The organism is Chromatiaceae bacterium (assembly GCA_016714645.1).
Classification (GTDB): domain Bacteria; phylum Pseudomonadota; class Gammaproteobacteria; order Chromatiales; family Chromatiaceae; genus M0108.
Genome location: JADKCI010000001.1, coordinates 371,859 through 395,478 on the forward strand (window position 1 = coordinate 371,859; position 23,620 = coordinate 395,478).

The 23,620-nt window shown below is 62.8% G+C and carries 25 protein-coding genes; 9 read left to right on the forward strand and 16 right to left on the reverse strand.

Annotated elements, in window-relative coordinates:
• Positions 1-109: 109 nt before the first annotated feature.
• On the reverse strand, positions 110-1,624 hold the full coding sequence (locus IPN92_01730) for a Ppx/GppA family phosphatase (protein MBK8637039.1): 1,515 nt from the start codon (positions 1,622-1,624) through the stop codon (positions 110-112).
• Positions 1,625-1,747: 123 nt separating this feature from the next.
• On the opposite strand from IPN92_01730, the gene IPN92_01735 reads away from it, so the two are divergent.
• Positions 1,748-3,049 (forward strand): MFS transporter, encoded by a 1,302-nt coding sequence (locus IPN92_01735; protein MBK8637040.1) that lies wholly within the window; start codon positions 1,748-1,750, stop codon positions 3,047-3,049.
• Positions 3,050-3,101: 52 nt separating this feature from the next.
• On the opposite strand, the gene hypE is transcribed toward IPN92_01735, so the two are convergent.
• Genes hypE through IPN92_01755 form a run of 4 tightly spaced genes read right to left on the reverse strand, consistent with a single transcriptional unit; the run spans position 3,102 to position 6,762 of the window.
• Complete coding sequence (hypE, locus tag IPN92_01740; GenBank protein MBK8637041.1) at positions 3,102-4,151, reverse strand: hydrogenase expression/formation protein HypE; 1,050 nt, start codon at positions 4,149-4,151, stop codon at positions 3,102-3,104.
• 56 nt (positions 4,152-4,207) lie between these two features.
• A complete protein-coding gene (gene hypD, locus IPN92_01745) occupies positions 4,208-5,326 on the reverse strand; it encodes a hydrogenase formation protein HypD (GenBank protein MBK8637042.1) in 1,119 nt (372 codons plus the stop codon).
• Positions 5,323-5,553, reverse strand: a complete 231-nt coding sequence (locus IPN92_01750) for a HypC/HybG/HupF family hydrogenase formation chaperone (GenBank protein MBK8637043.1) — start codon at positions 5,551-5,553, stop codon at positions 5,323-5,325. Before IPN92_01750 ends, hypD begins: the two co-directional genes overlap by 4 nt.
• A gap of 24 nt (positions 5,554-5,577) precedes the next feature.
• Positions 5,578-6,762: a nickel-dependent hydrogenase large subunit gene (locus IPN92_01755; protein ID MBK8637044.1), complete on the reverse strand. Its 1,185-nt coding sequence runs from the start codon at positions 6,760-6,762 to the stop codon at positions 5,578-5,580.
• A gap of 169 nt (positions 6,763-6,931) precedes the next feature.
• On the opposite strand from IPN92_01755, the gene IPN92_01760 reads away from it, so the two are divergent.
• On the forward strand, positions 6,932-7,522 hold the full coding sequence (locus tag IPN92_01760) for a methyltransferase (GenBank protein MBK8637045.1): 591 nt from the start codon (positions 6,932-6,934) through the stop codon (positions 7,520-7,522).
• Between the two features lie 144 nt (positions 7,523-7,666).
• Here the strand turns inward: IPN92_01760 and IPN92_01765 are convergent, their stop codons facing one another.
• The 7 genes from IPN92_01765 to IPN92_01795 form a co-directional block, all read right to left on the reverse strand.
• A complete protein-coding gene (locus IPN92_01765; GenBank protein MBK8637046.1) occupies positions 7,667-8,086 on the reverse strand; it encodes a VOC family protein in 420 nt (139 codons plus the stop codon).
• On the reverse strand, positions 8,083-8,628 hold the full coding sequence (locus tag IPN92_01770; protein ID MBK8637047.1) for an IS4 family transposase: 546 nt from the start codon (positions 8,626-8,628) through the stop codon (positions 8,083-8,085). The genes IPN92_01765 and IPN92_01770 overlap by 4 nt, the downstream gene beginning before the upstream one ends.
• Before the next feature lie 90 nt (positions 8,629-8,718).
• Positions 8,719-8,985 carry a hypothetical protein gene (locus IPN92_01775; protein ID MBK8637048.1) on the reverse strand — a complete coding sequence of 89 codons (267 nt, stop codon included), beginning with the start codon at positions 8,983-8,985 and terminating at the stop codon, positions 8,719-8,721.
• A gap of 586 nt (positions 8,986-9,571) precedes the next feature.
• On the reverse strand, positions 9,572-10,105 hold the full coding sequence (locus tag IPN92_01780; GenBank protein MBK8637049.1) for a DUF4338 domain-containing protein: 534 nt from the start codon (positions 10,103-10,105) through the stop codon (positions 9,572-9,574).
• A complete protein-coding gene (locus IPN92_01785; protein MBK8637050.1) occupies positions 10,093-10,275 on the reverse strand; it encodes a hypothetical protein in 183 nt (60 codons plus the stop codon). Before IPN92_01785 ends, IPN92_01780 begins: the two co-directional genes overlap by 13 nt.
• 257 nt (positions 10,276-10,532) lie before the next feature.
• On the reverse strand, positions 10,533-11,129 hold the full coding sequence (locus tag IPN92_01790; protein ID MBK8637051.1) for a tetratricopeptide repeat protein: 597 nt from the start codon (positions 11,127-11,129) through the stop codon (positions 10,533-10,535).
• Positions 11,130-11,288: 159 nt separating this feature from the next.
• Positions 11,289-12,257 carry a phage integrase N-terminal SAM-like domain-containing protein gene (locus IPN92_01795; protein ID MBK8637052.1) on the reverse strand — a complete coding sequence of 323 codons (969 nt, stop codon included), beginning with the start codon at positions 12,255-12,257 and terminating at the stop codon, positions 11,289-11,291.
• Positions 12,258-12,493: 236 nt separating this feature from the next.
• Here IPN92_01795 and IPN92_01800 point away from each other — a divergent pair, with 236 nt between their 5' ends.
• From IPN92_01800 to IPN92_01825, 6 genes are all read left to right on the forward strand, one after another.
• Positions 12,494-13,774 carry a hypothetical protein gene (locus IPN92_01800; protein MBK8637053.1) on the forward strand — a complete coding sequence of 427 codons (1,281 nt, stop codon included), beginning with the start codon at positions 12,494-12,496 and terminating at the stop codon, positions 13,772-13,774.
• A gap of 3 nt (positions 13,775-13,777) precedes the next feature.
• Positions 13,778-14,893 carry a hypothetical protein gene (locus IPN92_01805; GenBank protein ID MBK8637054.1) on the forward strand — a complete coding sequence of 372 codons (1,116 nt, stop codon included), beginning with the start codon at positions 13,778-13,780 and terminating at the stop codon, positions 14,891-14,893.
• 110 nt (positions 14,894-15,003) lie between these two features.
• On the forward strand, positions 15,004-15,462 hold the full coding sequence (locus tag IPN92_01810) for a hypothetical protein (protein ID MBK8637055.1): 459 nt from the start codon (positions 15,004-15,006) through the stop codon (positions 15,460-15,462).
• 89 nt (positions 15,463-15,551) lie between these two features.
• On the forward strand, positions 15,552-15,929 hold the full coding sequence (locus IPN92_01815) for a hypothetical protein (protein ID MBK8637056.1): 378 nt from the start codon (positions 15,552-15,554) through the stop codon (positions 15,927-15,929).
• A gap of 204 nt (positions 15,930-16,133) precedes the next feature.
• On the forward strand, positions 16,134-17,534 hold the full coding sequence (locus IPN92_01820; GenBank protein ID MBK8637057.1) for a putative DNA binding domain-containing protein: 1,401 nt from the start codon (positions 16,134-16,136) through the stop codon (positions 17,532-17,534).
• A gap of 103 nt (positions 17,535-17,637) precedes the next feature.
• On the forward strand, positions 17,638-18,369 hold the full coding sequence (locus tag IPN92_01825) for a class I SAM-dependent methyltransferase (protein ID MBK8637058.1): 732 nt from the start codon (positions 17,638-17,640) through the stop codon (positions 18,367-18,369).
• A gap of 286 nt (positions 18,370-18,655) precedes the next feature.
• Here IPN92_01825 and IPN92_01830 read toward each other — a convergent pair whose 3' ends face one another.
• A complete protein-coding gene (locus tag IPN92_01830) occupies positions 18,656-20,122 on the reverse strand; it encodes a glycosyl hydrolase family 57 (protein ID MBK8637059.1) in 1,467 nt (488 codons plus the stop codon).
• Positions 20,119-21,447 (reverse strand): glycoside hydrolase family 57, encoded by a 1,329-nt coding sequence (locus IPN92_01835; GenBank protein MBK8637060.1) that lies wholly within the window; start codon positions 21,445-21,447, stop codon positions 20,119-20,121. The genes IPN92_01830 and IPN92_01835 overlap by 4 nt, the downstream gene beginning before the upstream one ends.
• Positions 21,448-21,567: 120 nt before the next feature.
• Here IPN92_01835 and IPN92_01840 point away from each other — a divergent pair, with 120 nt between their 5' ends.
• Positions 21,568-22,506: a Nudix family hydrolase gene (locus IPN92_01840; GenBank protein MBK8637061.1), complete on the forward strand. Its 939-nt coding sequence runs from the start codon at positions 21,568-21,570 to the stop codon at positions 22,504-22,506.
• A 21-nt stretch (positions 22,507-22,527) separates the two neighbouring features.
• Here IPN92_01840 and IPN92_01845 read toward each other — a convergent pair whose 3' ends face one another.
• Positions 22,528-22,734, reverse strand: a complete 207-nt coding sequence (locus tag IPN92_01845) for a DNA gyrase inhibitor YacG (GenBank protein ID MBK8637062.1) — start codon at positions 22,732-22,734, stop codon at positions 22,528-22,530.
• A gap of 21 nt (positions 22,735-22,755) precedes the next feature.
• Positions 22,756-23,523, reverse strand: coding sequence for a cell division protein ZapD (gene zapD / locus IPN92_01850; protein ID MBK8637063.1), 768 nt, complete (start codon positions 23,521-23,523; stop codon positions 22,756-22,758).
• Positions 23,524-23,620 lie beyond the last annotated feature (97 nt).

Sequence of the window (23,620 nt, forward strand, 5' to 3'; positions counted from 1 at the left end):
GTTTATAGACCCCGGCCGTGGCGGCCGAGGCTGGGTGGCTCTTGTTGGTTACGGGCGCGCGGCGCCAGGGCGCCTCTGGTGGGGATTCTAGCAGTTTGGACCGGGCGCATCAGGCGAAATCCAGTTGGATGCCCGCCGCCGCCAGGCGCTGGGCCTCCTCCTCCAGTTCAAAGCGGGTCAGGGGATGATCGTCGAGCCAGTGGGGGAAGCACAGGACGAGGCCCTCTTCGCTGGCGGTCAGGAGGGGAGAGGGCTTGGCGGCGGCTGAGCGGCTCCGATGCAGGAGGACGGCCAGGCGCAGGAGGACGCAGAGGCGCGGGGCGGCCCGGCGCCAGGGGGTTGCCAGCCCGGCGAAGTCCTGGGCTTGGAATTTGCGCCGGTGGCCCAGCACCAGGCTGGCCAGGAGGCATTGCTCCGGGCGACTAAACCCCGAGAGGTCCGCATTAGCCACCAGGTAGGCGCCATGCCTCTGATACTGGCTGTGGGCCACGGTCAGGCCAATCTCGTGCAGGCGCGCCGCCCAGGTCAGGAGGTTGGGCATGAGGGGGTCCGTCAGGTCCCAATCGCGGACCACCTGGCCGAAGAGGACCAGGGCCGTGTCGCGGATGCGCCCGGCATGGGCCTCGTCGATGCCAAAACGCTGGGCGAGCACGGCGACCGAGCGCTCCTGCACGTCCAGGTGGCGCACCAGGCCCATCATTTCATAGAGCAGGCCCTCGCGCAGGGCCTCGTCGGAGACCTGCATCCGCTCGATGCCCAGGGCGGTGAAGACCGCGCTCAGGACGGCGACGCCACCGGTGAAGACGGGCCGGCGTTCCTCGGTGAGTCCCACCAGGTCGATGGCGGCGACCTGGCCGAAATCCACCAGGGCCTCCCGCAGGCGGCACAGGGCGTCCGCCGTGATGCCGTCCGTGCTCCAGCCCTGGGCCGCCACCACGGCGGCGATGGCCTTGATGGTGCCCGAGCTGCCGACGGCCTCGCGCCAGCCGGACTGGCGGAAGCGTTCGCGTACCGGCCGGATCTCAATGGCCCCGGCCAGTTCGGCCCGGCGCAGGCGCTCGGCGGTGATGACGCCGTCACTGAAATGGCGCAGGGAGGCGCTGACGCAGCCCATGGTCAGGCTCTCGCGCAGGCGGGGGGTGAAACCCTCGCCGACGATGATCTCGGTGCTGCCGCCGCCGATGTCCACCACCAGCCGTCGCTGGTCGCCGGCGGCCAGGCCGTTGGCTACCCCGAGATAGATGAGTCGCGCCTCCTCGCGCCCGGCGATGATCTCGATCGGATGCCCCAGGGCCGCCTCGGCCTGGGCCAGGAAGCCGCTCGCGGGGTTCAGTTGCCGCAGAGTGTTAGTGCCCACGGCCCGCACGCTGCCGGGGGGCATGCCCCGCAACCGCTGGCCGAAACGCTCCAGGCAGGAGAGGGCGCGGGTCGCTACCTCGGGCATCAGCTCCCGGTCCTCCGTCAAGCCCTCCGCCAGGCGCACCATCTCCTTGAGCCGGTCGATGACCTGGAAATCGCCCTCCAGGGGCCGGGCGACGATCAGGTGAAAGCTGTTGGAGCCCAGGTCGATGGCGGCCAGGGATTCCGCGGGGTTGATGTCGGCAAGGATGGGGTCGGACGGCATGATCGCTCCCAGTGGATGAAAACCCGCGAATGGTAACAGAGCCCCGCGACCGCCAGATTGCCAAAATGTTACCGGCGGGTCATCCTGCCCCTTTTCCCGCTCCCAGGCTCGCAGGCTCATCCCATGAACACCCCCGCCTTTGATCAAGCCCGCTTCAACCGGGTCCGCTGGACCGTCTTCTGGACCCTGATCGCCTCCTACATCATGGTCTTCTTTCACCGCATGGTGCCGGGCGTGGTGGCGGCGGACCTGATGCAGGCCTTCCAGACCAGCGGGGCGGCGCTCGGCTCCCTGGCGGCGACCTATTTTTATATCTACACCGCCCTGCAAATCCCGTCCGGGGTGCTGGCGGATACCCTGGGGCCGCGGATCAGTGTCACCCTGGGGGGGCTGGTGTCGGGGGCGGGCTCCATCCTCTTCGGGCTGGCGCCGGATTTTGGCACCGCCAGTTGGGGGCGCTTTCTCGTCGGCCTGGGGGTGTCCGTGGTCTTCATCGGGCTCATGAAAACTAACGCGGTCTGGTTTTCCGAGCGCCAGTACGGGCGGATCGGCGGGCTCACCCTGCTGCTGGGCAACCTGGGGTCGATCATGGCCGCCGGTCCCCTGGCCCTGCTGCTGGTGGAGGTGTCCTGGCGCTCGGTGTTCGTGAGCGCGGGCTTCGTCTCCATCGCCTTCGCCGTCCTGACCCTGATTTTGGTGCGGAACCGGCCCGAGGACGCGGGCTTTCCCTCGCTCCGGGAGCAGGAGGGCCTGCCGTCCCACCCGGCCCGGGATCAGCACTGGCTGCGGGATCTGCGGGAGGTGATGACGACGCGCGCCGTCTGGCCCGGCTTCTGGGTCAATTTTGGCCTCACCGGCTGCTTCCTGGCCTTCGCCGGCCTGTGGGCGGTGCCACTGATGCGCGATCTGCATGGACTGGATCGCGCCGGCGCCTCCCTTTACACCACGGTGACCCTGGCGGCCTTTGCCATTGGCGCCTTCAAGGTGGGCTGGATCTCGGATCGCATCGGCCGGCGCCGCCCGGTGATCATCGCGGGGACCGCCCTGTCCTGCCTGGCCTGGCTGGCGATGATCCTGCTGCCTTGGGGGCCGGGCTGGAGCGGTCTGCTGATCTTTACCGTCCTGGGCCTGACTGCCGGGGGCAACGTGGTGGTCTATGCCGCCGCCAAGGAGGTCCTGCCGGCACGGGTGGCGGGCATGGCCATCGCCCTGGTCAACACTGGCCTTTTCCTGGGCGCCGCCGTTATGCAGCCGGCCTTCGGCTGGGTCCTGGATCTGACCTGGGATGGGGCTCTGCGGGAGGGTGTCCGCCTCTATGGGCGCGCCGATTACCTCAATGGCCTCTGGCTGTCCTTTGGCTGCGCCCTCATCGCCCTTGTCGCCGCCCCGCGGATGCGCGAGACGCGCTGCCAGCAGCAAGGCTGAGGGGGAGAAGTTTAGACCCCACGCTCGCTTTATAGACCTGACCCCGCCGCCTTTAACAGATGCGCGGCAGGGGTTCGCCGGTGAGCCAATCGACGACGCGCTCGCCGCCGAAGGCGGTCTCCATGCGCACGAACTGGTGGGGGTCCGCCACCACCTCGCCGACGATGGCGGCGTCCCGGCCCAAGGGGTGGGCGCGCATGGTCGCCAGCAGGGTCCCGGCCCGCGACTGCGGGCAGATGGCGATGAGCTTGCCCTCGTTGGCGACGTAGAGGGGGTCCAGGCCCAGGAGTTCGCAGGCGGCGGCTACCGCCTCGCGTACTGGGATCTGGGTCTCGCGTACCCGCATGCCGACCCCGGACTGGCGGGCGAACTCGTTGAGGGTGGTGGCGAAGCCGCCGCGGGTGGGGTCGCGCAGGCAATGGATGTCCGGCACCGCCGCGACCATGGCGGCCACCAGCTCATGGAGGGCGGCGGTGTCCGACAGGATCTCGGTGCCGAAGCCCAGGTTCTCGCGTTTGGACATGACGGCCACGCCGTGATCGCCCAAGGTGCCGCTCACTAGAATCGCGTCCCCGGGCCGGGCCTGGTCCCCGGAGATGGTGATGCCGTCCGGCACCACACCCAGGCCCGTGGTGGTGATGAAGACGCCGTCAGCCTTGCCGCGCTCCACCACCTTGGTGTCGCCCGTCACCACCGGCACCCCGGCCTCGTTGGCGGCTCGCGCCATGCTCTCCACGATCCGGGCCAGATCGGCGAGGGGGAAGCCCTCCTCCAGGATGAAGCCCGCGGCCAGGTAGAGGGGCCAGGCGCCGGCCATGGCGACATCGTTGATGGTGCCGTGTACCGACAGACAGCCGATGTCGCCACCGGGGAAAAAGAGGGGCGAGATCACGTGCCCGTCGGTGCTCATCACCAGGCGCCCCGGTGGCGGCCGGAAGAGGGCCTGGTCGTTGCCCTGGCGCAGCAGGTCGTTGTCCAGGAAGCGCTGAAAGAGCTCGGCGATGAGCTGGGCCATGGCCCGCCCGCCGCTGCCGTGGGTCATGTCCACCACCCCGCCCTTGATATCGAGGCCCTGGGCGAATGGGCGTGGCTGAGCGGTCATAGGTGTGGGCGTCTCGGCGGGTGGGTGAGAGTGTTCTTTACCAAAACAGGCCTGCCTCAGGCCGCGTCCCGGAAGCGTCCATAGCTCCAATAGGCCGCGCAGGCGCCCTCGGAGGAGACCATGCAGGAACCCATGGGGTTGTCGGGCGTGCAGAGGGTGCCGAAGAGGCGGCAGTCGGCGGGCTCCTTGACGCCGCGCAGGACGGCGGGGCATTCGCAGCCCTTGACCTCGCAACTGGGGGGGACGACCACCCGAAAGCGCTGCTCGGCGTCAAAATCGGCGAAGGCCTCGTTGAGGCGCAGGGCACTGTCGGGCAGGAAGCCCAGGCCGCGCCATTCAAAGCTGTCGCGCAGGGTCAGGATCTCGGCCATCAGGGCCTGGGCTTTGCGGTTGCCCTCCGGGATCACGGCGCGTGTGTATTGATTCTCCACCTCGGCGCGGCCCGCGTTGATCTGGCGGATCAGCATCAGGGTCGCCTGCATCACGTCCAGGGGCTCGAAGCCGGCGATGACCAGGGGGGTGCCAAAGTCGCGGGCGACGAAGTCATAGGGGGCGGAGCCGATGACGGTGCTAACGTGGGAGGGCCCCAGGATGCCGTCGATGGCGATGCCTTCGGGGGCGGCGCTCGCCAGGATGGCGCGCATGGCCGGCGGGGTCAGGACGTGGTTGCAGAAGACGCTGAAATTGGTGAGCCCCTCGGCCTGGGCCTGCTTGAGGGCCACGGCGGTGGGCGGGGTGGTGGTCTCGAAACCGATGGCGAAAAAGACCACCTGACGCCCGGGGTTGGAGCGGGCAATGGCCAGGGCGTCCTGGGTCGAATAGATCATGCGGATGTCGGCGCCCCCAGCCTTGGCCTTGAGCAGGCTGTGGCGGTGGGAGGCCGGGACCCGCATCAGGTCGGCGTAGGTGCAGAGGGTCAGGCCATGGCGCTCGGTCATGGCGATGGCCTGGTCGATCCGGGCGGTGGGCAGGACGCAGACCGGGCAGCCGGGGCCATGGACGAAGCGGACGTTGGCCGGCATCAGGTCCTGGACGCCATAGCGGAAGATGGCGTGGGTGTGGCCGCCGCAGAACTCCATGAGACGGTAGGTCCGGTCCCTGGTGGCCTCCTGGGCGATGGTGGTGGCGAGGCCCCGGGCCAGGTCCCGATCGCGGAACTCATCGATGAATTTCATGCCGGTGCCAGGCCCCCCGCGGCGGCGATCAGGGCCAGGGTGCGTTCGGCCTCCTCGGGGCTGATGCGGCCCAGGGCATAGCCGACGTGGACCAGGACATAGTCCCCCACTTCGGTGTTCTCGACCAGGGCCAGGGAGATCTCCTTGGTGACGGCACCCAGGGCGACGGTGGCTATGTCGGTGGCGGGATCGATGGCGATGACGCGGGCGGGGACGGCCAGGCACATGGGGGCGGGACCCGAAAAGTCGATTCAGTCAAGGCGCACATCATACGCCACGCAGGGGTCCAGGGCGGTCACGAAGAGCCCGGCGATTCGGCGCAGGGTTTCATCGTCCGCGTCCGGCAGGGTCGCCAAGCCCAGCGCCGCCGCGCCCTGGGGATGGAAGTTCCACTCGGTGGGGGCCAGGATGCGGTAGTCCACCACCCGGCCAGCCTGGATGGCGATCCGATGCACCAGCAGGCCCCGGGCCGCCTGAACCTGGGCCAGGCCCACGCCGCCCTCCCCCTCCTCCCTATCACCGGGGCTATCCCCGCCAGCCTCCAAGGCGGCCAGTCGCGCGGGTAGCCCGGCCAGGATCACGGCCAACTCGACCAATTGAGCCGTAAGGCGCGTCAGCAGGCCATTTCCCTGCTTCCGGGTCAGGTCGGCGACCAGGGCCTGATTAAGCTGGCGAGTGAAGGGGGAGGATTCCGCCGGGGCGCCGGCCCAGAGGGGCCTGGCGATGAAGTCTTCGGCCTCCGGTCCGCCCAGACGTGCCTCCAGGGCGGCGCTGGACAGGGCCGGCAGGGCCGGCACGGTTGAACGACCGACGGCACTCCAGCCCTGGCTTGCGACCAGACGCAGCAGTCGCGCGGCGGGGGTGTCGGTGGTTGCGGCCCAGTGGCCCAGCTCCGCGGCGGTGGTGTTCGCGGCGAGCCAGCCACGGGGGGCTTGGCCCAGTACCTGCCCCATGGCGACATCCGCCAGGACCGTCAGGGCTACCGCGGCACCCGCCAGGTCCGGCTGGAAGCTTGGGGTACCCAGCACCAGCGGATCACCGCCCGCCGCCAGGGCCGAGCGCAGTTGACCGCAGGCGCCCATGACCCGGGCCATGGCCGGCCCCCGTGGCCCCTCGCCGAGAAAGCCCGGCCAGTCCAGGAGCAGGCGCCAGAGGTGCTCCCGGGCCGTCTCTACCTCCACCAACAAGCCGCGCGTCCGCGAGAGGGTATCGCTGGGAGTCTGGCCCAGAGCCACCTCACAGGCCGAGACGCAGGCAACGGCCTGGGCGGTGGCGCAGACGCTGAAGAGGCTGGGGAGCGTCGCGGCCGTCTCCATTGGGCTCTTGCCGATGAAGACCCGGCTGGCGCCGACGAGGCGCGAGGATGCGATGTCGACCGCCAACCCTTCCGGGCGACGAAGCAGGTGAATCTGGAGACGGCCCGAGAGATCGTTCATGGGGATAAAATCGCGGCAAGTGTGCCAGGGTGAACAAGTTTCTGGGAGAATGCGCCCATCCTAAAGATCCCGTCCCGTGGCATCACCAGGAGGGATCCGCCGCCGGGAGCCTCCGGGGGACAACCCCAGGGATCACCCCAAGGGAACCATTCACAGCCAAGGTGGAGTCATGCTGACCAAACAACAACTTGATAAATATCGCGAAGACATCGTCTTCGAGACCCAACTGGTAGGCCGCCCCTTTGTTTTCCGCTCCACCTGGGGCCTCTTCTCGCCGCGCGAGATCGACGAGGGTACCCGCTTGTTGCTCCAGCATGTCGAGGTGGGACCGGACGACAACTGCCTGGATCTCGGCTGTGGCTACGGTCCCATCGGCCTGGCCCTGGCGGCGCTTGCCCCCGGCGGGCGGACGCTGATGGTGGACAAGGACTTCGTCGCCGTCGAGTTCAGCAACCGCAATGTCGCCTTCAATCGCCTGCCCAACGCCCGCGCCCAGTTGAGCGATGGCTTTCGCCACATCGATCCCACTCTGCGCTTTGATGTCATCGCGAGCAACATCCCCGCCAAGGTCGGCAAGGAGGCCCTGAGCCTCTATCTGCACGACGCCCGCCAGTGGCTCAATCCCGGTGGCCGCCTCTACGTGGTCACCATCAACGGGCTGCGCGAGTTCATGAAGCGCAATCTGACCGAGGTGTTTGGTAATTACGACAAGCTTAAGCAGGGCGCCCACTACACGGTCGCCCTGGCTGTCAGGGACTGAGACCGCCAGGGTTCATGCTCTGATCAGACCCGAGGGTGGTCCCAGAGGGATGATCTCTGGGGAATGACCGAGCGGGGACCGGCCTGACCCGATTCCCCGGCGCCCGGCCAGCATGGGCTCGAACGCCAGGGCGGAGGGAGAAACTCAGGGTTGATAATATTGCTTAAACTCAGGGCCAGGCTCCCGCGCCGAGAAGATGTAGAGGACGATGCCGTTGGGGTCTTGAATGGCAAAGCCGCGATCGCCCCAAGGATGGTCCTCAAGGGGCATGATGGCGGTCAGTCCTGAGGCCAGCAGTGATTGATATTCAGCATCAACATCCGCTACCTGGAGGTTATAGGTTAGCCCAGCGGGGTTACACAGGGGTTGCTCGGCTTGAGGGGCCATGAATTGCAGAGAGGCGGTCTCCTTACCGAACTCCAGGTTCAGATACCAGCCACAGTCAAAGGTGACCTTGGCGCCGAAGTGCTTGATATAGAAATCGCGGGACTCTGCTACCTTGTCGGTGGTGATGCAGGGAGATAAGCTGACCTTTACACATACTTGAGTCCATTCCTTTCTCACGAAGTATCCTCCGGCGGCGGCCGCAAATACCCCGGCGGATACTCATCGCGCCAGCTCGCCCGCTCCTCCGGGCGATAGATGAGATACATCTCGATCGCCACGTCCAGCTTCTGCAAGCCCTGCCACAGCACCTCCGTCCCCGGGTGGCCATCGGCCTTACGGCCCTGGAAGCCGCCCTTGATGGCGATCCAGCGGGTCGCCTCTTGCAGGGTGGGTGGCTGCTCGGGCAGAACGGTGGTTTGATGAAACCAGCTAAACAGCGCCTGCCATTCCGGATCCTGGAAGAACAGGGTGCAGGGGGCGTCAGGATCCATGCGGCCCAGCATCGTCAGATAGTAAATGCGCCAGGCCACCACCAGATCGATGGCCAGGCAATTCTCCAGGCGGGCCACGCAGCCCAACTGGCGCTCCTCGATCTGGCAACCGGTCTTGAGGGTGCGATGAAACACCTCGATGCCCCAGCGCGCGCCATACCAGCGCACCCGCTCTTGGGCCTCGGCCAGGGTGGTGGTGGCGACGTTGGTCAGCAACAGCCAGTCCACCCCGTCGACCCCGGGGCGGGGCCGCTTCGCGCAGCAACACCGCCCACAGCGCCAGCGGGCTTTCTTTAAGATTCCCGGGCGGTTTGAGCGTCACCGGCCCACAGCGCAGCGCCAGCTCCGCGGTGCGCGCGGCTCGCGCGCCGCGGCGCGGCAGTACCAGGGGCGAGGCGCCCCGCCACCCAGACCGCCCAGGTGGTCCCACAACGGGGTCAGCCCCTCAGCGCTCATCACCTGGCGCTGCCGGCCGCGGTTGGCCCGCACCAGCAGGCGCGGGCTGGCGGGATCACGCGCCAGGGCGAAGAGTTCGAACAGGTCGGCCTCGCGGTCACCGATACTCACCAGGGTGGTGTGGGGCACCTGGGGGCGATCGCCTGCAGGGTGCGGTAGGCTGCCAGCCACTTGCCGCTTTCCCGCACCTCGGGTTCCCGGCGGGTCTGATGTTGGTCGGGGTCACGCGCCCAGCACGCGGCGCTCACCACCCCCAAGGGGCACGCCCTCGGGGGTGAAGGCGTGGCTGTTATGCAGCACCAGGCCGACGGGGCCGCCGTCGGTCTTGTTCCCTGATCGGCCCCAGCCCCGCCGTATCGGGATGGCCGGTGTAGTTGAGCGAGGTCGTGTCCTGGGGCACCAGCACCAGGGGCTGGGCGCCCATCCGGGCGATCACCGCCTCCCCGGTGGGCGCCGAGTATGACGTGCATGTTGATCCGCGGGTTGCCAAAGAAACGATAGGCCGCGACCGTCCGGGCGCGGTCGGCGCAGCGGCGGGTGAGACTCCGGGGACTGGACGTCGCCCCAGAAGTCCGCGGCCAGATGATACAGGCGGTGTTTGAGACGGGCATCCCAGACTTTGAGGCCACCAAATTCTTCCTCGGTCCAGTCGGCCGGCGTACTGGGGCGCTCGGCGGGCAGCCGTGCGGGCCCCTGGCGCAGCCGCTGGCGGGCATCATCCGCCAGGGGGCGCACCCACAGGGCCTTCGGGACGCCATCCCGGCGGCCGGCGCTGTGGCCCGATGCATCCCCAGCCGGCGGCGGCGTAGCAGGTGCCGGCATAGTCGGGATGGACGAAGGTCTCCAGCAGCAGGGGCCGCACGCCATAGCGGGCTTCCCAGTCCGCCGGCAAACGGCGGGCCAGCTGGCCCAAGAGATGGGAGGCCAGGTGGGGTACGCGGACCCCAGGCAAGATCAGGAAGCGGGCATTGGCGACGACCCGGGCGAGGTTACCGCGGCGGGTGGCCTCGTTCCAGCCGATCCAGTGGTCGCGATCCTGGAGGGCGAAGCTGGCCGCTTGGCAGGCGGCGGCGCCCAGGTCGCCGTGGGCGGAGCGGAAGAGGTAGCGCAGTTGCGCCCCACACAGGGGTTTGTCCCCCAGGGGGTGCTGGACCATGAGTTGGTGGTAGGTGTCGCGTTCCGCGGCGGTGTCCACCACCACGAGGTCGATGGGACCCAGGGCGGCCAGGTCGCCCGTTACTTCAGCCACCGGCAGCGGCGCTGGCGCCACCGTGGCGGGTGCCGGGCGGGGCCGGCGGGAAAGGGTGTCGCCACGGGCAGCGTCACGGCGCCGCGCCGGTGGAGCTCGGCCAGCGCGCGGCGGGCGCTGCCCAGGCAGCGTTGGCCCTGGGCATTGGTCCAGTTCAGCCAGTCACACACCCGTTCCGCCAGGCGCGGCGGCTGAGGGCGGGCTCCTGACCGACGGTGGCCACGATGCGCTCGCGTAGGGGGTGTCAAACCATTGGCCACAGACTCTCATGGCCGGGGAGCGTAGCGGCCGGGCGGCGCGGAGTCAAGTGTGTGTAGGGATCAGGGAGATAAGGTGCTGGGGAGCATGGTGGATTCCTCTCATTACTGATAACGATGGCTCGGAGTCTATGGGTCTGGCTGTCATCCCGTGCCGGTGATGGACGAGATCAGCCGCCCCCCAGGCGGCTGAGTTGGCGTGCCGCCTCCTGGCCGATGCCCGTGTCCGGGCCCAGGTCCCGCGCCTTTTCCAGGGCGGCACGCGCGGTGGCCTTGTCGCCAGCGCCGCCGCTCACGAAACCGAGGGTGAGCCAGAGGCGCTGGAAGTCCGGGGAGCGCTCCGCGCCGGCGCGCAGGACCTTGATGGCCTCGGCGGTCTGGCCGGTGTAAAAGAGGGCCAGGCCCAGGTCATTGCTGGCGTCGGCATCGCCAGGGGCGAGTTCCAGGGCGCGCCGGTAGTAGGGGATGGCCTCGGCGTAGCGCCTCTGATCGAAGAACTGGTCGCCGGCATCATTCAGTTGCTCCGGGTCGGTACCGGTGGGGGCTACGGCTGGGGCGCCGGCGGCGAGCATCTCACGCTGGATAAAGGTGGGGGGCGTGGCCGTGGGGGCCGTCTTGGGCGCTGCCTGGCTCGACGGGTCGGCGCTGGCCAGACTTCTGGGCGGGTGGCGCAGGTAGTAATCCCGGGTCAAGGCGAAAACGGCGAAGCCGTAGAAGATCAGCAAGACGGCGAACAGGGACCATTGCAAGGGGGTCAGTCTGGGCATGGCGTCTGAGAGCCTAGGGTCGGTGGGTGGGTGAGGCATGATGCTATGGGTTCCAGGCCCCCTTCGCCAGCCCCCGGGCTGACAAAGGGGGCATAACCCCAGCCTCTAAAGGGCGGAATGGCGGAATGGCCGAATGGCCGAATGGCCAACCTGACTCTATCACCCCAACGCGTCCAACGGGCTTTGCACCCCTTTACCGCCGCGATTTAGGACGTGGGTGTAGATCATGGTCGTGGACACGTCCGCATGACCCAGAAGCTCCTGCACGGTGCGGATGTCATAACCCGCCATCAGCAGGTGGGTCCCGGATAGTGCCGCCAGCAGGGCAGCGATCTCTCCGTGAGTCAAGACCGTGGGTAGGCGCCGCGGCCGTTTGGCACGGGCGAACTCCCCAAGGTCAAAGTTCTCGCGCCGCAGCACCTGGCGATACAGAAACACCAGAGCATTCAGGGCGAGATTTTGGGTGCTGGCCGAGAATTTCCGGACCAGCGCCAAGTCTTCCAGAAAGGCGCCAATCGCCGCCGGCCCCTGGCTGAGCGGATCCCAGGTCCCCAAAGAGCCGAAGAAGCGCGTGATCCAATGGAGGTAGGTCTGTTCGGTACGGATCGCCATGCCCCGCAGCCGCAGCGTCTTGGTCACCTGAGCCAAGAGTGCGCCATGCGCGGCCCGCACCGCCGCCAGGGTTGTCTCCCCGCCGGGGGCCTCTTCTCCTGCGGCGTCCGGTGCCGCCCCAGCAACGTTGGCTCCGGGTAAGGGTAGGTAGTCCCGCGCCACCGTCGGGTGCGTCGCCTCTAATCCCTGTGCCGAATCGCGCCAGTGCGCCCAGTCCACCTGGCCAAGCCAGTGCACCCCAACAAGCTCAAACAATTTCTGTATAGCATCCACAGCCTGGCGGAACTGCCAGGCCTTGAGACCGGTCTTCCGGCCCAGGTCCGCCAGGTAGGCATTCACGTCAGCGGGGGTCTGATCGGCCAGACGACGATCCGGGTGGGCGGCGATGTACTGCTCGGCACGGACGACCATCCATCTGTCGAAGGGAGGTTTGATGCTTGATTCGTGAAGCTTATTGATATACCAATCCCAAAAGGAGCGGATTTTCTCCTCACGCGTTGACGGGGTTTCTGCCATATGATAGGTTCACTCGGCAACAGGCTGCGGGATAGTGCGGAACGGGGTAGCTGATGGTATGTTCGCGATGGGAAGTTTACAGACCAAACGGAATCTGTCTAGTATCACAAACACAGAATCTGTCTAGTACCATAATTACGAAATCTGTCTAATACACTGTTAGAGCAGTTAGAAAGCCACCTGATCCACATTGGCTAGTGTTAAATCAGTAACAACAGAAGGCGTTATCTTTAGAAATGGATAAGAAGACAGCCGTCGCGCGATGCCACGAAATTCAATTAGCTGTTCGTGATAAAGAGGTCGCTAGGTTCGAGTCGATAACCGAGATAGGGATGGCGGTGCAGGTCGCCATTCATATTCGGGGGCTGCCGATGATCGACTATGAAATGCTGAAGCTAATCTCTTCGACAATGCTCGGTGTGCCACGTTTGGCGGTTGATAGAATAGCGGAGCTTTTAGCTGAGATAGAGTTTGTTAGGCTACAAAGGGATGGGAGAAAAATTAAATCAGTGCTCCCCACGGTCCCGTATTTTGATGACCTATACGCCGGAATCGGTGACTACTTCGAAACCGTAGCTAAACCGGACGAATTTGAGTTGTTGACCCTTGAGATAGTTGATCGTTTGGCAGCTGCGCCACACAATATTGACGCTCTAGCTGGCAAGCTGGGCGCAGACAGAAAGGCTTTTGATGCAAGCGTGGAAATTGGAACGAAAGGCAGCTTCCTGATTTCTCGTCGCGCCAGATCGAAAACTGTTCTGCTGAATCCATCTTATTTCTCAGAAAATGCCGACATATTTATAGATCATGTGGCTAAAAGCGGCGCTACCGGGATTCAGAAAACTCTAAAACTCATACAAGCATCGCAAGGTTGGCCGCTTGCACTTATTGAAAAAACCGGAGAAATCTGTGGCACAAAAGTTGGGCAGGACGATATACAGCTTCTAAAAAGGTTGGCTCAAGAAGGTGCTGTCAAACCTCCAAGGATTAGCACGTCTCACGCGGGGGAGGCGGTATTCATATTCACTCCGACACCTGGGTTCGTCAAGTTGAATCCTCTGAGGCGCGAGGTCTATGAGCGCGCCTTAGCAATTGTATCGGCAGTTCGCCAAGGACAATTGCTTCCAAACCGTTTCAGAATTCGTAGCCCTGGAGCTGTCCTGTATAGGTTAAAAACCGAACTTCAGTTGGCTCCGACATCAGATTATTCGGAGCAATATAAGAACTTGGTTGACTACCGAATTGCTCAGTTGGTTCCGCTTACGAATGGTTATCGTCAATTGAAAATTATTGATACGCCGGAGAATAGAGAAGCTCTCCAGATAGCCTATACCCTCGTTCAGGGTGATGCACCGCCAGATCTTTCCTTGGACAAAGAGGCCCACAGCGCTATGACAGGATCACAGGAGTACGTTGAGTCTCTCATTAGCGCGAGGGTAATGAGGGACAAGGAGACAATAACGCTGTCAGACGAAAAACGGTTCGAGTATGAACAGCTCCTGCTAGAGGGGATATAGCCCATGCTTAAAGATCGTGCACAGAAAGCGATGGCATTAAGGCTTAGTCTGTCAAAAAGATGGCTGCCCCAGCTTGAAATTGAAATAGAGCCTTCTACTCGGTTAGAGAGGTCTAGGAGCATGTTGACAGATGTCGATGTGCTTTCAGTGGCCCCTGCTCCGATAGGTCGACATACTCGAATTATATTTGACTGTAAAAGTGGAGCACGAGAGTCCGCAATTGGTCGCGCGTTCTGGTTACATGGCGTTATGACGAAAACGTTGACATCCCATGGGTTTGTTGTTCTAAATCAAAAGGTTAAAATTACCCATGACCATCGGATCAGTGCGTCTGACCTAGGAGTCTCTCTACTCCATGAGAATGAGGTGGAGAATCTTGCGCAGTGCATGGGTGGTACAACAGATATAGGTAGCGCAGTTACCGGGGATGTCGATGTCTGGGATGAGTTTCTTTCGGTTGGAAGCAAGTATCCTAGTACCACCCCTTACCATGGGTTTTCAAGGTCGGGATTCTGGACGATAAAAGACGTTGGGGAGCAGTGTCGAAAGACGGTTGCCAGGCTGCGCGCTATTCGTACCGAGCTTGACCCAGCAAAACCGGAACATGTTGCAATATTCGGTGATGCCCTTTGCCTGTTCTTGCTTACCCTTTCAGAGATTGCTAACCGTTTGTATCTGGTTCTGATAAGGCCAGAATCTCACCAGGAGTTCACGGCTTCTTTGTTGGCTCTCCTTTACGGCGGATATGAAAACCTAGAGGCTGCCCTGAAAATTAGGCGCCTTACGATAGGCGGTGTGGCAACAGAGGATTCCCTTACTATATTTCCAGAAATGGAAAGATTTGAGAATCTTGTTCGCGAGATACTACAAGCGCCTCAGCAAGTCTTAGCTGCTTCACTGCTTGCGCGTGAAGTCGGCTTTGCGTCTATGGTAGGGGCTGGGGTGACTGCGCTCGAGAATGAGATCGCAGCGGAGTCGCCTTATTCAACGAAGTATCTCTTGTTGGCAGCCGAATATCTGCAGATGGCTTCAAGAGCGCCCAAAGAGTTCGCATCGCATTATGCTGATAAAGCTCTTCTCCTGTCGTCTAGTGCGCTTTCTTTAAAAAGTATTAGATAAGTGCTCTAACGAGGGCTTCAACCCGACAAAACCCTCCACGCCCTTTGGGCGCTCCGGGCTTTGCGGGTTAAGCCAGCGTTAGCTGACTAGAACAAGAGTGGGGAGATCAAATGCGCGTTTACGACGCCCGCTTACCAATTGCACTAGCTGCCGGGGCGATATTAGTCGCTGTAGTGGCCGTGGTTGTGTCGGCATATCGAGATCTTACAAGTCTAGAAAACCCCCTTTTGTGGGTGATTTCCCTGGCGCTGAGCTTTGTGGGGTCGTTCTATATTGGTAAACAGTCAGCCGTCGAGGCTGCACGAGACATTATCAAACCGCATGCAAGGTCCGCATTTCGGAGATTGATCTCTCTATATGAGAGTCTCTCCAGGGTGGGAGCAGAAATCGAATCATCGAGAAACAAGAATTCGGAGACAATAACGATTGCAAAGCTCGAAGCGATCGTCGTAGAGCAGTTAGCGACAGCTGACGATGCGTTAGAGGATTGGAGAGACATCGTTCCAGATGAAGTGGCGGAGCTCAGGAGCAAACTCACAACTGCGCGAGATCGGGAGGCAACAAAGTGAACGAGCTAATTAGATCCAAGGTTGCCCGCGTTCTCAATTCTCGCGAAATCGTCATAGCCGCAGGCTCTGAACATGGTGTTCGAGAGGGAATCTATTTCGATGTACTTGATCCCAAGGGAGAGGATATTCGAGACCCAGATACCAATGAGGTGCTTGGATCGATTGACCGCCCAAAGGTTCGTGTCAAAGTGTCTAAAGTACAGGAACGCCTAGCCATTGCGTCAACTTACAAGATGGAAAAGATCAATGTTGGCGGCACCGGGCAAGGGTTGGAAGCATTTGGCTCATTAGGTCTTCTTAGTCGTGCACTAATGCCGCCAAAATATGTAACGAAGTACGAGACACTGAAAACGGACGAGAAGACATGGGAAGATCTTGATGAGGCGCAAAGCTACGTCAAGACAGGTGATCCAGTCGTTCAAGTCAAACAGGATATTGATCCGAATGAGGTGGAGCGCGTCAGCTAACAATCGGTTGCACGCCGACCCGCAAAAAGCGGCGGCATTTTCGGTGGCAATATATGACTTCATCTGGCCGCTTTTTGCGGTCGGGTGAACCGAAACGTTATGCCTCACAAGAGTCATCTGCACAGGATACGCAACCGCACCCATGGCGGTATAAAATCCAAAAGTGATAATTTCGCTAAATTCATTTGAAACGATAGGAACTGCATGTATCCAGTATACGAAATAGATGATGCACAAGCTGCCAAGATCATTGCGACGCAGGAAAACTATCTCAACGATATAAAGGCGCGTGAAATCAAGCCAGCAAAATTATCAGAGACCATCTCTGCGTTTTCAAATGCTGCAGGTGGTGATGTGTACGTTGGAATCGGGGAGGATAAAAATGCGAACACAAGAGTGTGGAATGGATTTGACGATCCAGAGCAGGCCAACGATATTTCTCACGTGCTGTTTCAAGCACATGCGTTTGGGAATCATATTAGATTTGAATTCCTATCTAATAAGAATTTTCCGGGGTTAGTTCTTCATATCACGATTAAGAAGGTCAAGGAGATCGTCAAGTCTTCATCCGGAGAAGTTTTTGTTCGCGTCAATGCAGGAAAACAGAAAATTGACACGACTGATAAGCTTAAACGCCTCGAGTTGGACAAAGGAATTGTCACCTTCGAAAACGAATGGGTGGAAATACCGCTACCTAGAATTGAAAACAGTATATCAATACTTAATTTCTTAATAAACGTTATCCCAACTGGCGAGCCATTAACCTATCTGAATAATCAAGACTTAGTGAAAGAGGGGCATGCTCGGGTGAGCGGCATCCTGCTTTTCTGCGATGAACCAGCCGTTTTCTTGCCGAAACGTAGCAGTGTAAAGATCATGCGTTATAGAACCAAGGATGACGACATCGGACGTGAATTTCTTGAAGGAACGCCACTCACCATTGAAGGCGATTCGTACAACCTAATTTATAGCGCTGTATCCGCAACTAAGCAGATTGTCGAGGGCATCAAGAAACTTGGTGAAGAGGGTCTGGAAGATATTGAATATCCAGAAGATGCACTGCACGAAGTAATTACAAATGCGGTCTTGCACCGCGACTACAGCATTGTGGCTGATGTGCAAATACGGATATTCGACAACCGCATTGAAATTGAGAATCCCGGGAAACTTCCTGGCCACGTTACTCCAACGAACATATTGGACACGCAAAGTGCGCGCAACCCTTCGCTCGTTCGTCTGATAAACAAGTTCCCGAACCCTCCGAATAAAGATGTTGGCGAAGGCCTAAATACAGCATTCCGCGCAATGGAGGCTTTACGGCTCAAGCCCCCCATCATCCGCGAAAAGGAAAGTTCAGTTTTGGTCGTTATACGTCACGAAGCCCTCGGCTCCCCCGAAGAACTCGTAATGAAGTTCATGGAAAATCACGAAGAAATTACAAACACCATTGCCCGTGACATAACAGGTATCAAAAGTGAGAACACCATGAAGAACGTGTTCCTGAGGCTGAAGGCGAGAAACATGCTTGAACCAATACCTGAACGAAAAGGACCCGCATCTGCGTGGAGAAAACCACTGGCAACGATAGAAGGCACAGAACAGTAAGAAGCTATTGACGTTGAAGGAGAGGCATAACACATCATTCCACCGGACCTGCGCGAAAAGCCGCGCAGGCCGGTGAATTCAGACGTTATCCGCTTCAATCAACATGAACACACCGCTGGCTGGCAAATCGACGATCGAGGACATTCGCTCGCGTTTCGACAACGACGTTGAACGTTTCTCGTCGCTCGAAACCGGTCAGGCCGCGACCATCGACGCACCGCTGGCGATGGCGCTCATCACCGAAGCCGCTGTTTCCTCCACAAAATCGATTCGCCGTGTTCTCGATATAGGATGCGGTGCTGGCAACAACACACTTCGATTACGTCAAGCTGCTGGCCACGACTTTGATGTCGACCTGCTTGATCTCAGCGCAGCTATGCTCACACGGGCTGCTACTCGTGTCCGGGCGGTCAACTCGGGTGCAATCTGCACTATTCAGGCAGATTTTCGGGCAGCCGACCTTCCCGATTCCAGCTACGACGTGATCGTTGCTGCGGCGGTTCTGCATCACTTGCGAGATGACGAGGACTGGCTTCATGCGTTCCAGAAGATATACCGCTTGTTGTCACCCGGTGGCAGTGTTTGGATTACTGATTTGGTATTTCACGAACAGCCTGCTGTTCAGAAGATGATGTGGAAACGCTACGGTGAATACCTGACTTCAATCGGCAACGTTGAATACCGCGACAAGGTGTTCGCGTACATTGACATCGAGGATTCGCCGCGTCCTGTCACCTACCAACTTGATTTACTGCGTTCCGTTGGATTCTCTACTGTCGACCTGCTGCATAAAAATTCGTGCTTCGCTGCGTTCGGTGCCGTAAAACGCGGATAACAATTCAATCCACCGGACGGCCTGCGGCCGCCGGTGATTTCAAGCGTTAAGCGCCACCGAAGCCCACACCATCCCATGATAGCCTCAGAATGGAACCAGTCGCGACCCGCTCCGACTCAAGATCCTGAATTCTCACTGCCACTCCTTTGGAAGTCTTCGCGGCTATGAGCGATCCCATTCGCATCGCAACATGGTGGGGTCCGGCTGGATTCACAATCACGATCCACCCGTTCGATTTCAGTACGCCCTCAACCTTGGCCAGGGCCGGCTTGGCTACTGTTTGCCATCAGCGAAAGTCATTACGCAGTATTTCCTCCGTCCGCCGGCAGATCTCCCGGCCATAGTCGGTCCAGAGGCCCTGGCCCCAGTAGCGGAAGCAACTGGTCTGGGAGGACATGAGATGAAAGAGGGCGTTGCGATAGCGCTGTTGCTCGCTGGGCAGGCCGGGCCGGAGGACCTTTTCGTTGAAGAGGGCGCTGGCCTCTTCCATGGGGCCGAGGACATTGTCATAGCCGCGCACCCAGGAGAGGTCGCTGGTCCAGCTCCCGCCCTCCATGTGGAAGCGATGGTCGGCGCGCTTGAGCTCCTCGATGACGCTGGCCAGGCGCTGGGGGCCGTCGCCGGGCTGCATCCGCTCCCAGATCTTGCCCTGAAAGAGGGGCTGGACCACCGGCAGGTCGGCGGGACGGATGCCCAGGGCGAAGAGGTGCTCCAGATACTCGCTGGCGTTCAGCAGCGGCACGGGGGAGCCGCTCGCGGCGCGTACCACCTCCAGGTACTTGGAGGGAAACTCATTCATCATGACGCCGCCGTTCTCGCCGTCGGCAATCTGGGTGACGAGGGGCGGTACCGAGCGGCCGGCCAGCTCCAGGCGGTTGAGGCCCTGGGCCTCGTACCAGGGCTGCATCTGGGCCACCAGCTTGGTGTCCGAGCCCTGGGTCTTGACGATGGCGATGATGTCGGCGGTCTCGCCCCTGGAGTTGGTGCAGACCAGGCGATGGGGCAGGTGCGGGCGCTCGGGGTGGCGGCCGTTCGCCGGCTGCTCGACGGTGTGCTCCTGGACCAGGACCCACTGGTAGCCACAATCCCGCAGGGTCTTGACGAACTCGTAGGCCAGATCCGGGTGGTTGGGCAAGGCCATCTCGCTGGGGGAGAAGCCGCGCACCCGCTCCAGGGCCTCCCAGCCGAAGAGGGCGGCAAAGTGGTGCTGCCAGGCGCGGACATGCAGGCGGAAGTCCTGCACCGGCGTAGAGGGGGCGACGGCGTGGCCCCAGGGCATGCCGAGCCATTCCACCGCCCAGTGGTAGTCCGGGTTGCAGGTGACGCCCTTGAGGGCGTCGAGGACATCGCCCCGGCCCATCTGGCGCAGGCCGTGAAAGAGGGTGCCGGAGTATTCCAGCATGACCCGCGGCGACTTGCCCTCCCCGATCAATTGCGGGATGAATTCGCCCATGCGCTTGTAGCACCAGGCGAAGACGGGGGCATTGTGGTTATCGCCAAAGCCCTGGTTCTCCATCATATGCTGGAGATTGCCGATGAGGGCGGCGGTGCGCAGGCCGCCGCCACCGGCGGGGATCAGGGGCTGGTGCATGTGCAGGGCGATGGCGGAGGCGGCGCGGACCCGGCCGAAGTCGATGCCCCCCCGGTCGCGGAAGAGGGTTTTGGTGGCGCCGGCGGCCAGGGTTTGCGCGACGTCGGCCTCGCGGCCAGAGACATTGGGGACGCCTTCGATCGTTTCGGGAAGCGGATTCACGGTTGGGAACCTTCCGTTAGGGTTGAGGGGGTGGGAGTGGGGTCGGATGGGGCGGCGGCTGTGGGGGAGGCCGAGACCCCCGCCAGGGCATCGGGGTCCGGCGGGGCGGGTGGCTCGGCGGGAGCCGGGCTGGCGGGCGGCTCCGGCAAGTGCCCCCTGACCCGCTCCAGGGCCTGACGGGAGACCAGGAGATCGGCCTCGGACCGGTCCACCCAGGCCTCGCCCCAGTAGAAATTACAACTGGTCTCCGCCCGCAGCAGCCGCCAGGTGGCCTCCTCCAGGTCGCGCGCCAGGGCGCCATCCTGTTCCAGCCCCAACTCCCGGACCCGGGCGCGGGTGGCATCCAGGGCGCGGTTCTGGGTGAGCAGGGCCGCTAGGGAGGCCTTCTGGGTGCTGGAGCCGGTCCATTGGAGGAAGTCGCGGCCATCGTGCCAGCCGGTGTTCCAGGCCCCGGTTTCGACCGAGACCTCGCCCATGGGGCCATAGGCGTTCAGGTAGTTGGAGATGAAGGTTGGCGCCACGGGCGACCGGCCGGCGCGCACCCGCTCCAGCAGGGGGAGATAGAAGGCGCTCCAGAAGTTGGCGCCGGGGGTGGTGTTGCGAAACCAGCCGCCGTTCTCACCGTCGGTGCAGGTGGTCACCAGGGGCGGGAAGTCGCACCACTGGGTGCGCTCCTCCACCTCCTTGATGAACCAGTCCAGCTCCATGCCGGACTCCTGGGCGTTGGATAGGTCGCGGTCGCGGACGATGACCAGGATCTCGGCGCCCTGGTAGCGGGCGATGTGGGGCCGGTAACGCAACTCGTGCCATTTCATGGGGGTGATCGGCTTGACGTGCTCGCTATCCACCAGGACATAGCGATAGCCATGGGCCCGCAGCAGGGGGATAAGTTCCATCGAAAAGCCCATCTCCGGCGGCCAGAAGCCCTGGAAGGCGGGCCGCCAGAAGAGATGCCGGGCGATGTCCAGCCAGCGCTTCAGGTGCAGGGGCCGGTCGGATTCGGGGGTCAGAGGCAACACCGGGTGGTAATAGCCGGTGCCGAGGATCTCGAACAGGTCCTGGTTCTGGAACTGCCACAGCAGGGCGCCGCAATCCACGGTGCCATAGACCCGTTCCTGGAAGGTCGGGTCCGACAGGGTCTCCAGCAGGGTGCCGGACAGGGACAGATGGACCCGTGCCAGGTCCTCGTAACCCCAAAGACTGCGTGGTATGCGGTCCAGGGCGTAGAGAATCTCCGTTGCCTCCCAGTTACCCTCGTCGAGCAGGGCCTGCAGGTTGCCGGGCGGCTGGTGGAGATTGAGGACCAGGGCGTGATGGGCGATCATCCGGATGTCCCTCGCAATGAAATAAGCGAATATTCTGATTTTCACCCTGTGCAGCGGGTAACTGCAAGGCGACCGTCATTCCATCACACAATGGCTAACCCACCAAGAGGTCCCGCCGCCATGAGCCTGATCCATGTCGTTGCCGGTGCTCTCCAGGATGCCCAGGGGCGGGTGCTGATCGCCCGGCGGCCCCTGGGGGTGCATCAGGGCGGGCTCTGGGAATTCCCGGGCGGCAAGCTGGAACCGGGGGAGATGCCACTCCGGGGGTTGGCGCGGGAACTGGAGGAGGAGCTGGGGATTCGGGTCCTGGCCACGCGGCCCCTGATCCGCGTTCCTCACGACTATGGCGACCGGCGGGTCGTGCTGGAGGTGCATCGGGTGACGGCCTTCGCGGGGGAACCGGTGGGTCGGGAGGGTCAGCCCCTGGCCTGGCGGCATCCGGAGGATCTGGACCCCGGCGTCTTTCCCGCCGCCGACCGGCCCATCATCACCGCCCTGCGGCTACCATCCTGCTATCTCGTCACTGGGGATGACCCGGCGGAGCCGGCGGTGTTCCTGGCGCGGTTGGCGCGGTCGCTGGCGGGCGGGGTGCGGCTGGTGCAACTGCGGGCCCACGGCTTGGCGGACGCGGACTACGCCGGCCTGGCGATCGCGGCCGGGGTTCTCTGCCAGCGGCAGGGGGCGCGGTTGCTGCTGAACCGTGATCCGGCCCGGGCGCGGGGGCTGGCCGGCGATGGTCTGCATCTGACCGGCCAGCACCTGGCGGGACTCAGCGAGCGCCCGCGCGACTGGGGCCTGGTGGGGGCTTCCTGTCACGGGGCGGCGGATCTGGCGCGGGCGGCGGATTTAGGGCTGGACTATGCCCTGCTCTCGCCCATCATGCCCAAGTCACCTCATCCTGGGGCACCTCATCTCGGCTGGGAGGCGTTCGCGGTCCTGGTGGAGGCCGCCAGGCTGCCGGTCTATGCCCTGGGCGGTCTGGGTCCGGGGGATCTGGATCGGGCTATCGATCGGGGTGCCCAAGGTATCGCGGCGATCCGCGGCCTCTGGTCAGTGTGAGCGTGCGCCGGGGTAGCTGTCCTAGTTGCTTTCCCAAGCCTGTGGCGACCCCAGCGGTGCTGCATCGGGGTCATCCTCCAGCGCGGTGGGGATGCGGTGGCCCTCGTCGAACCAGGCGCCCAGATCGATGAGGCGGCAGCGCTCGCTGCAAAAGGGCCGCCAGGGGGAGGCGGCGGTCCAGGGGACGGACGCGCCGCAATGGGGACAGGGTACCCGGGTCTCGGTCATGACGCTTCCCGCCCGGGGCCCTTAGAGCACGCAGCAGGTCAGGCTGAATTCCAGGTCGTCGCGGATCGGCTCCGGGGCTTCCTCGACGCCGCCGCGCAGGAAGCGGATGGCGAAGCGGTTCTTGTGGCCGCTGATTTCGGGGAAGAGGGAGGGGTCGGCCTCCACCGCGATGCGGATCAACTGGGCCGGGGCGGGGGATTCCAGGGACTCCTGATAGAGCCCTTCGTGGGCCATGACCCGGCGCGGGGCGCCGCTGCGGCGAATGAAGTCGAGCAGCAGGTGGATGGCGGCCCTGACGGGCGCCAGGTCCTCGGTCCAGAGGGCGATCTGCTGGTCACGCTCGCGCACGGGCCGGGCCAGCCAGTGATAGTACTGGGGCAGGTCGAAGCCGCAGGTGCCGCCGGGGAGGCTGCCGCGTTGGGCGACGCCCTTGAGAAATTCGTTCTCGCGGATGCGCTGGCCGATGGGGCGCTCCAGGTTGCGCAGGCCCTCGACAGCGGTGTTGATTTCGGCGAGGAAACCCTCCAGGGCCTTGCGGCTGACGCCCGGTTTGTCGCGGACGCGATCCAGGGTGGCGGCCTGACGGTCGAGCTCTTTGATGAGTTCGGTCTTGATGTCGGCGCGGGAACTGATGGTGGCAATGTCCAGCAGGGTCTCGACCAGGGCCCGCGAGGCCCAGGGGTTGTCCTGGGGCTGGAGGTAGGCCAGCTTTTCGAACAGGTGTTCGAGCCGCATCTGGATGCGGGTGCGTTCGTTGAGCGGGTGTTCGAAGGTTAGGGTCGTGGCCACGGATATTCCAGTTGGGATGCGGTAATAAGGTTGCGCGCGCCCGGAGCGGCTTGTTAATGATAACGATTATACGCACGGCGCGGTAAATTTCGCGCCG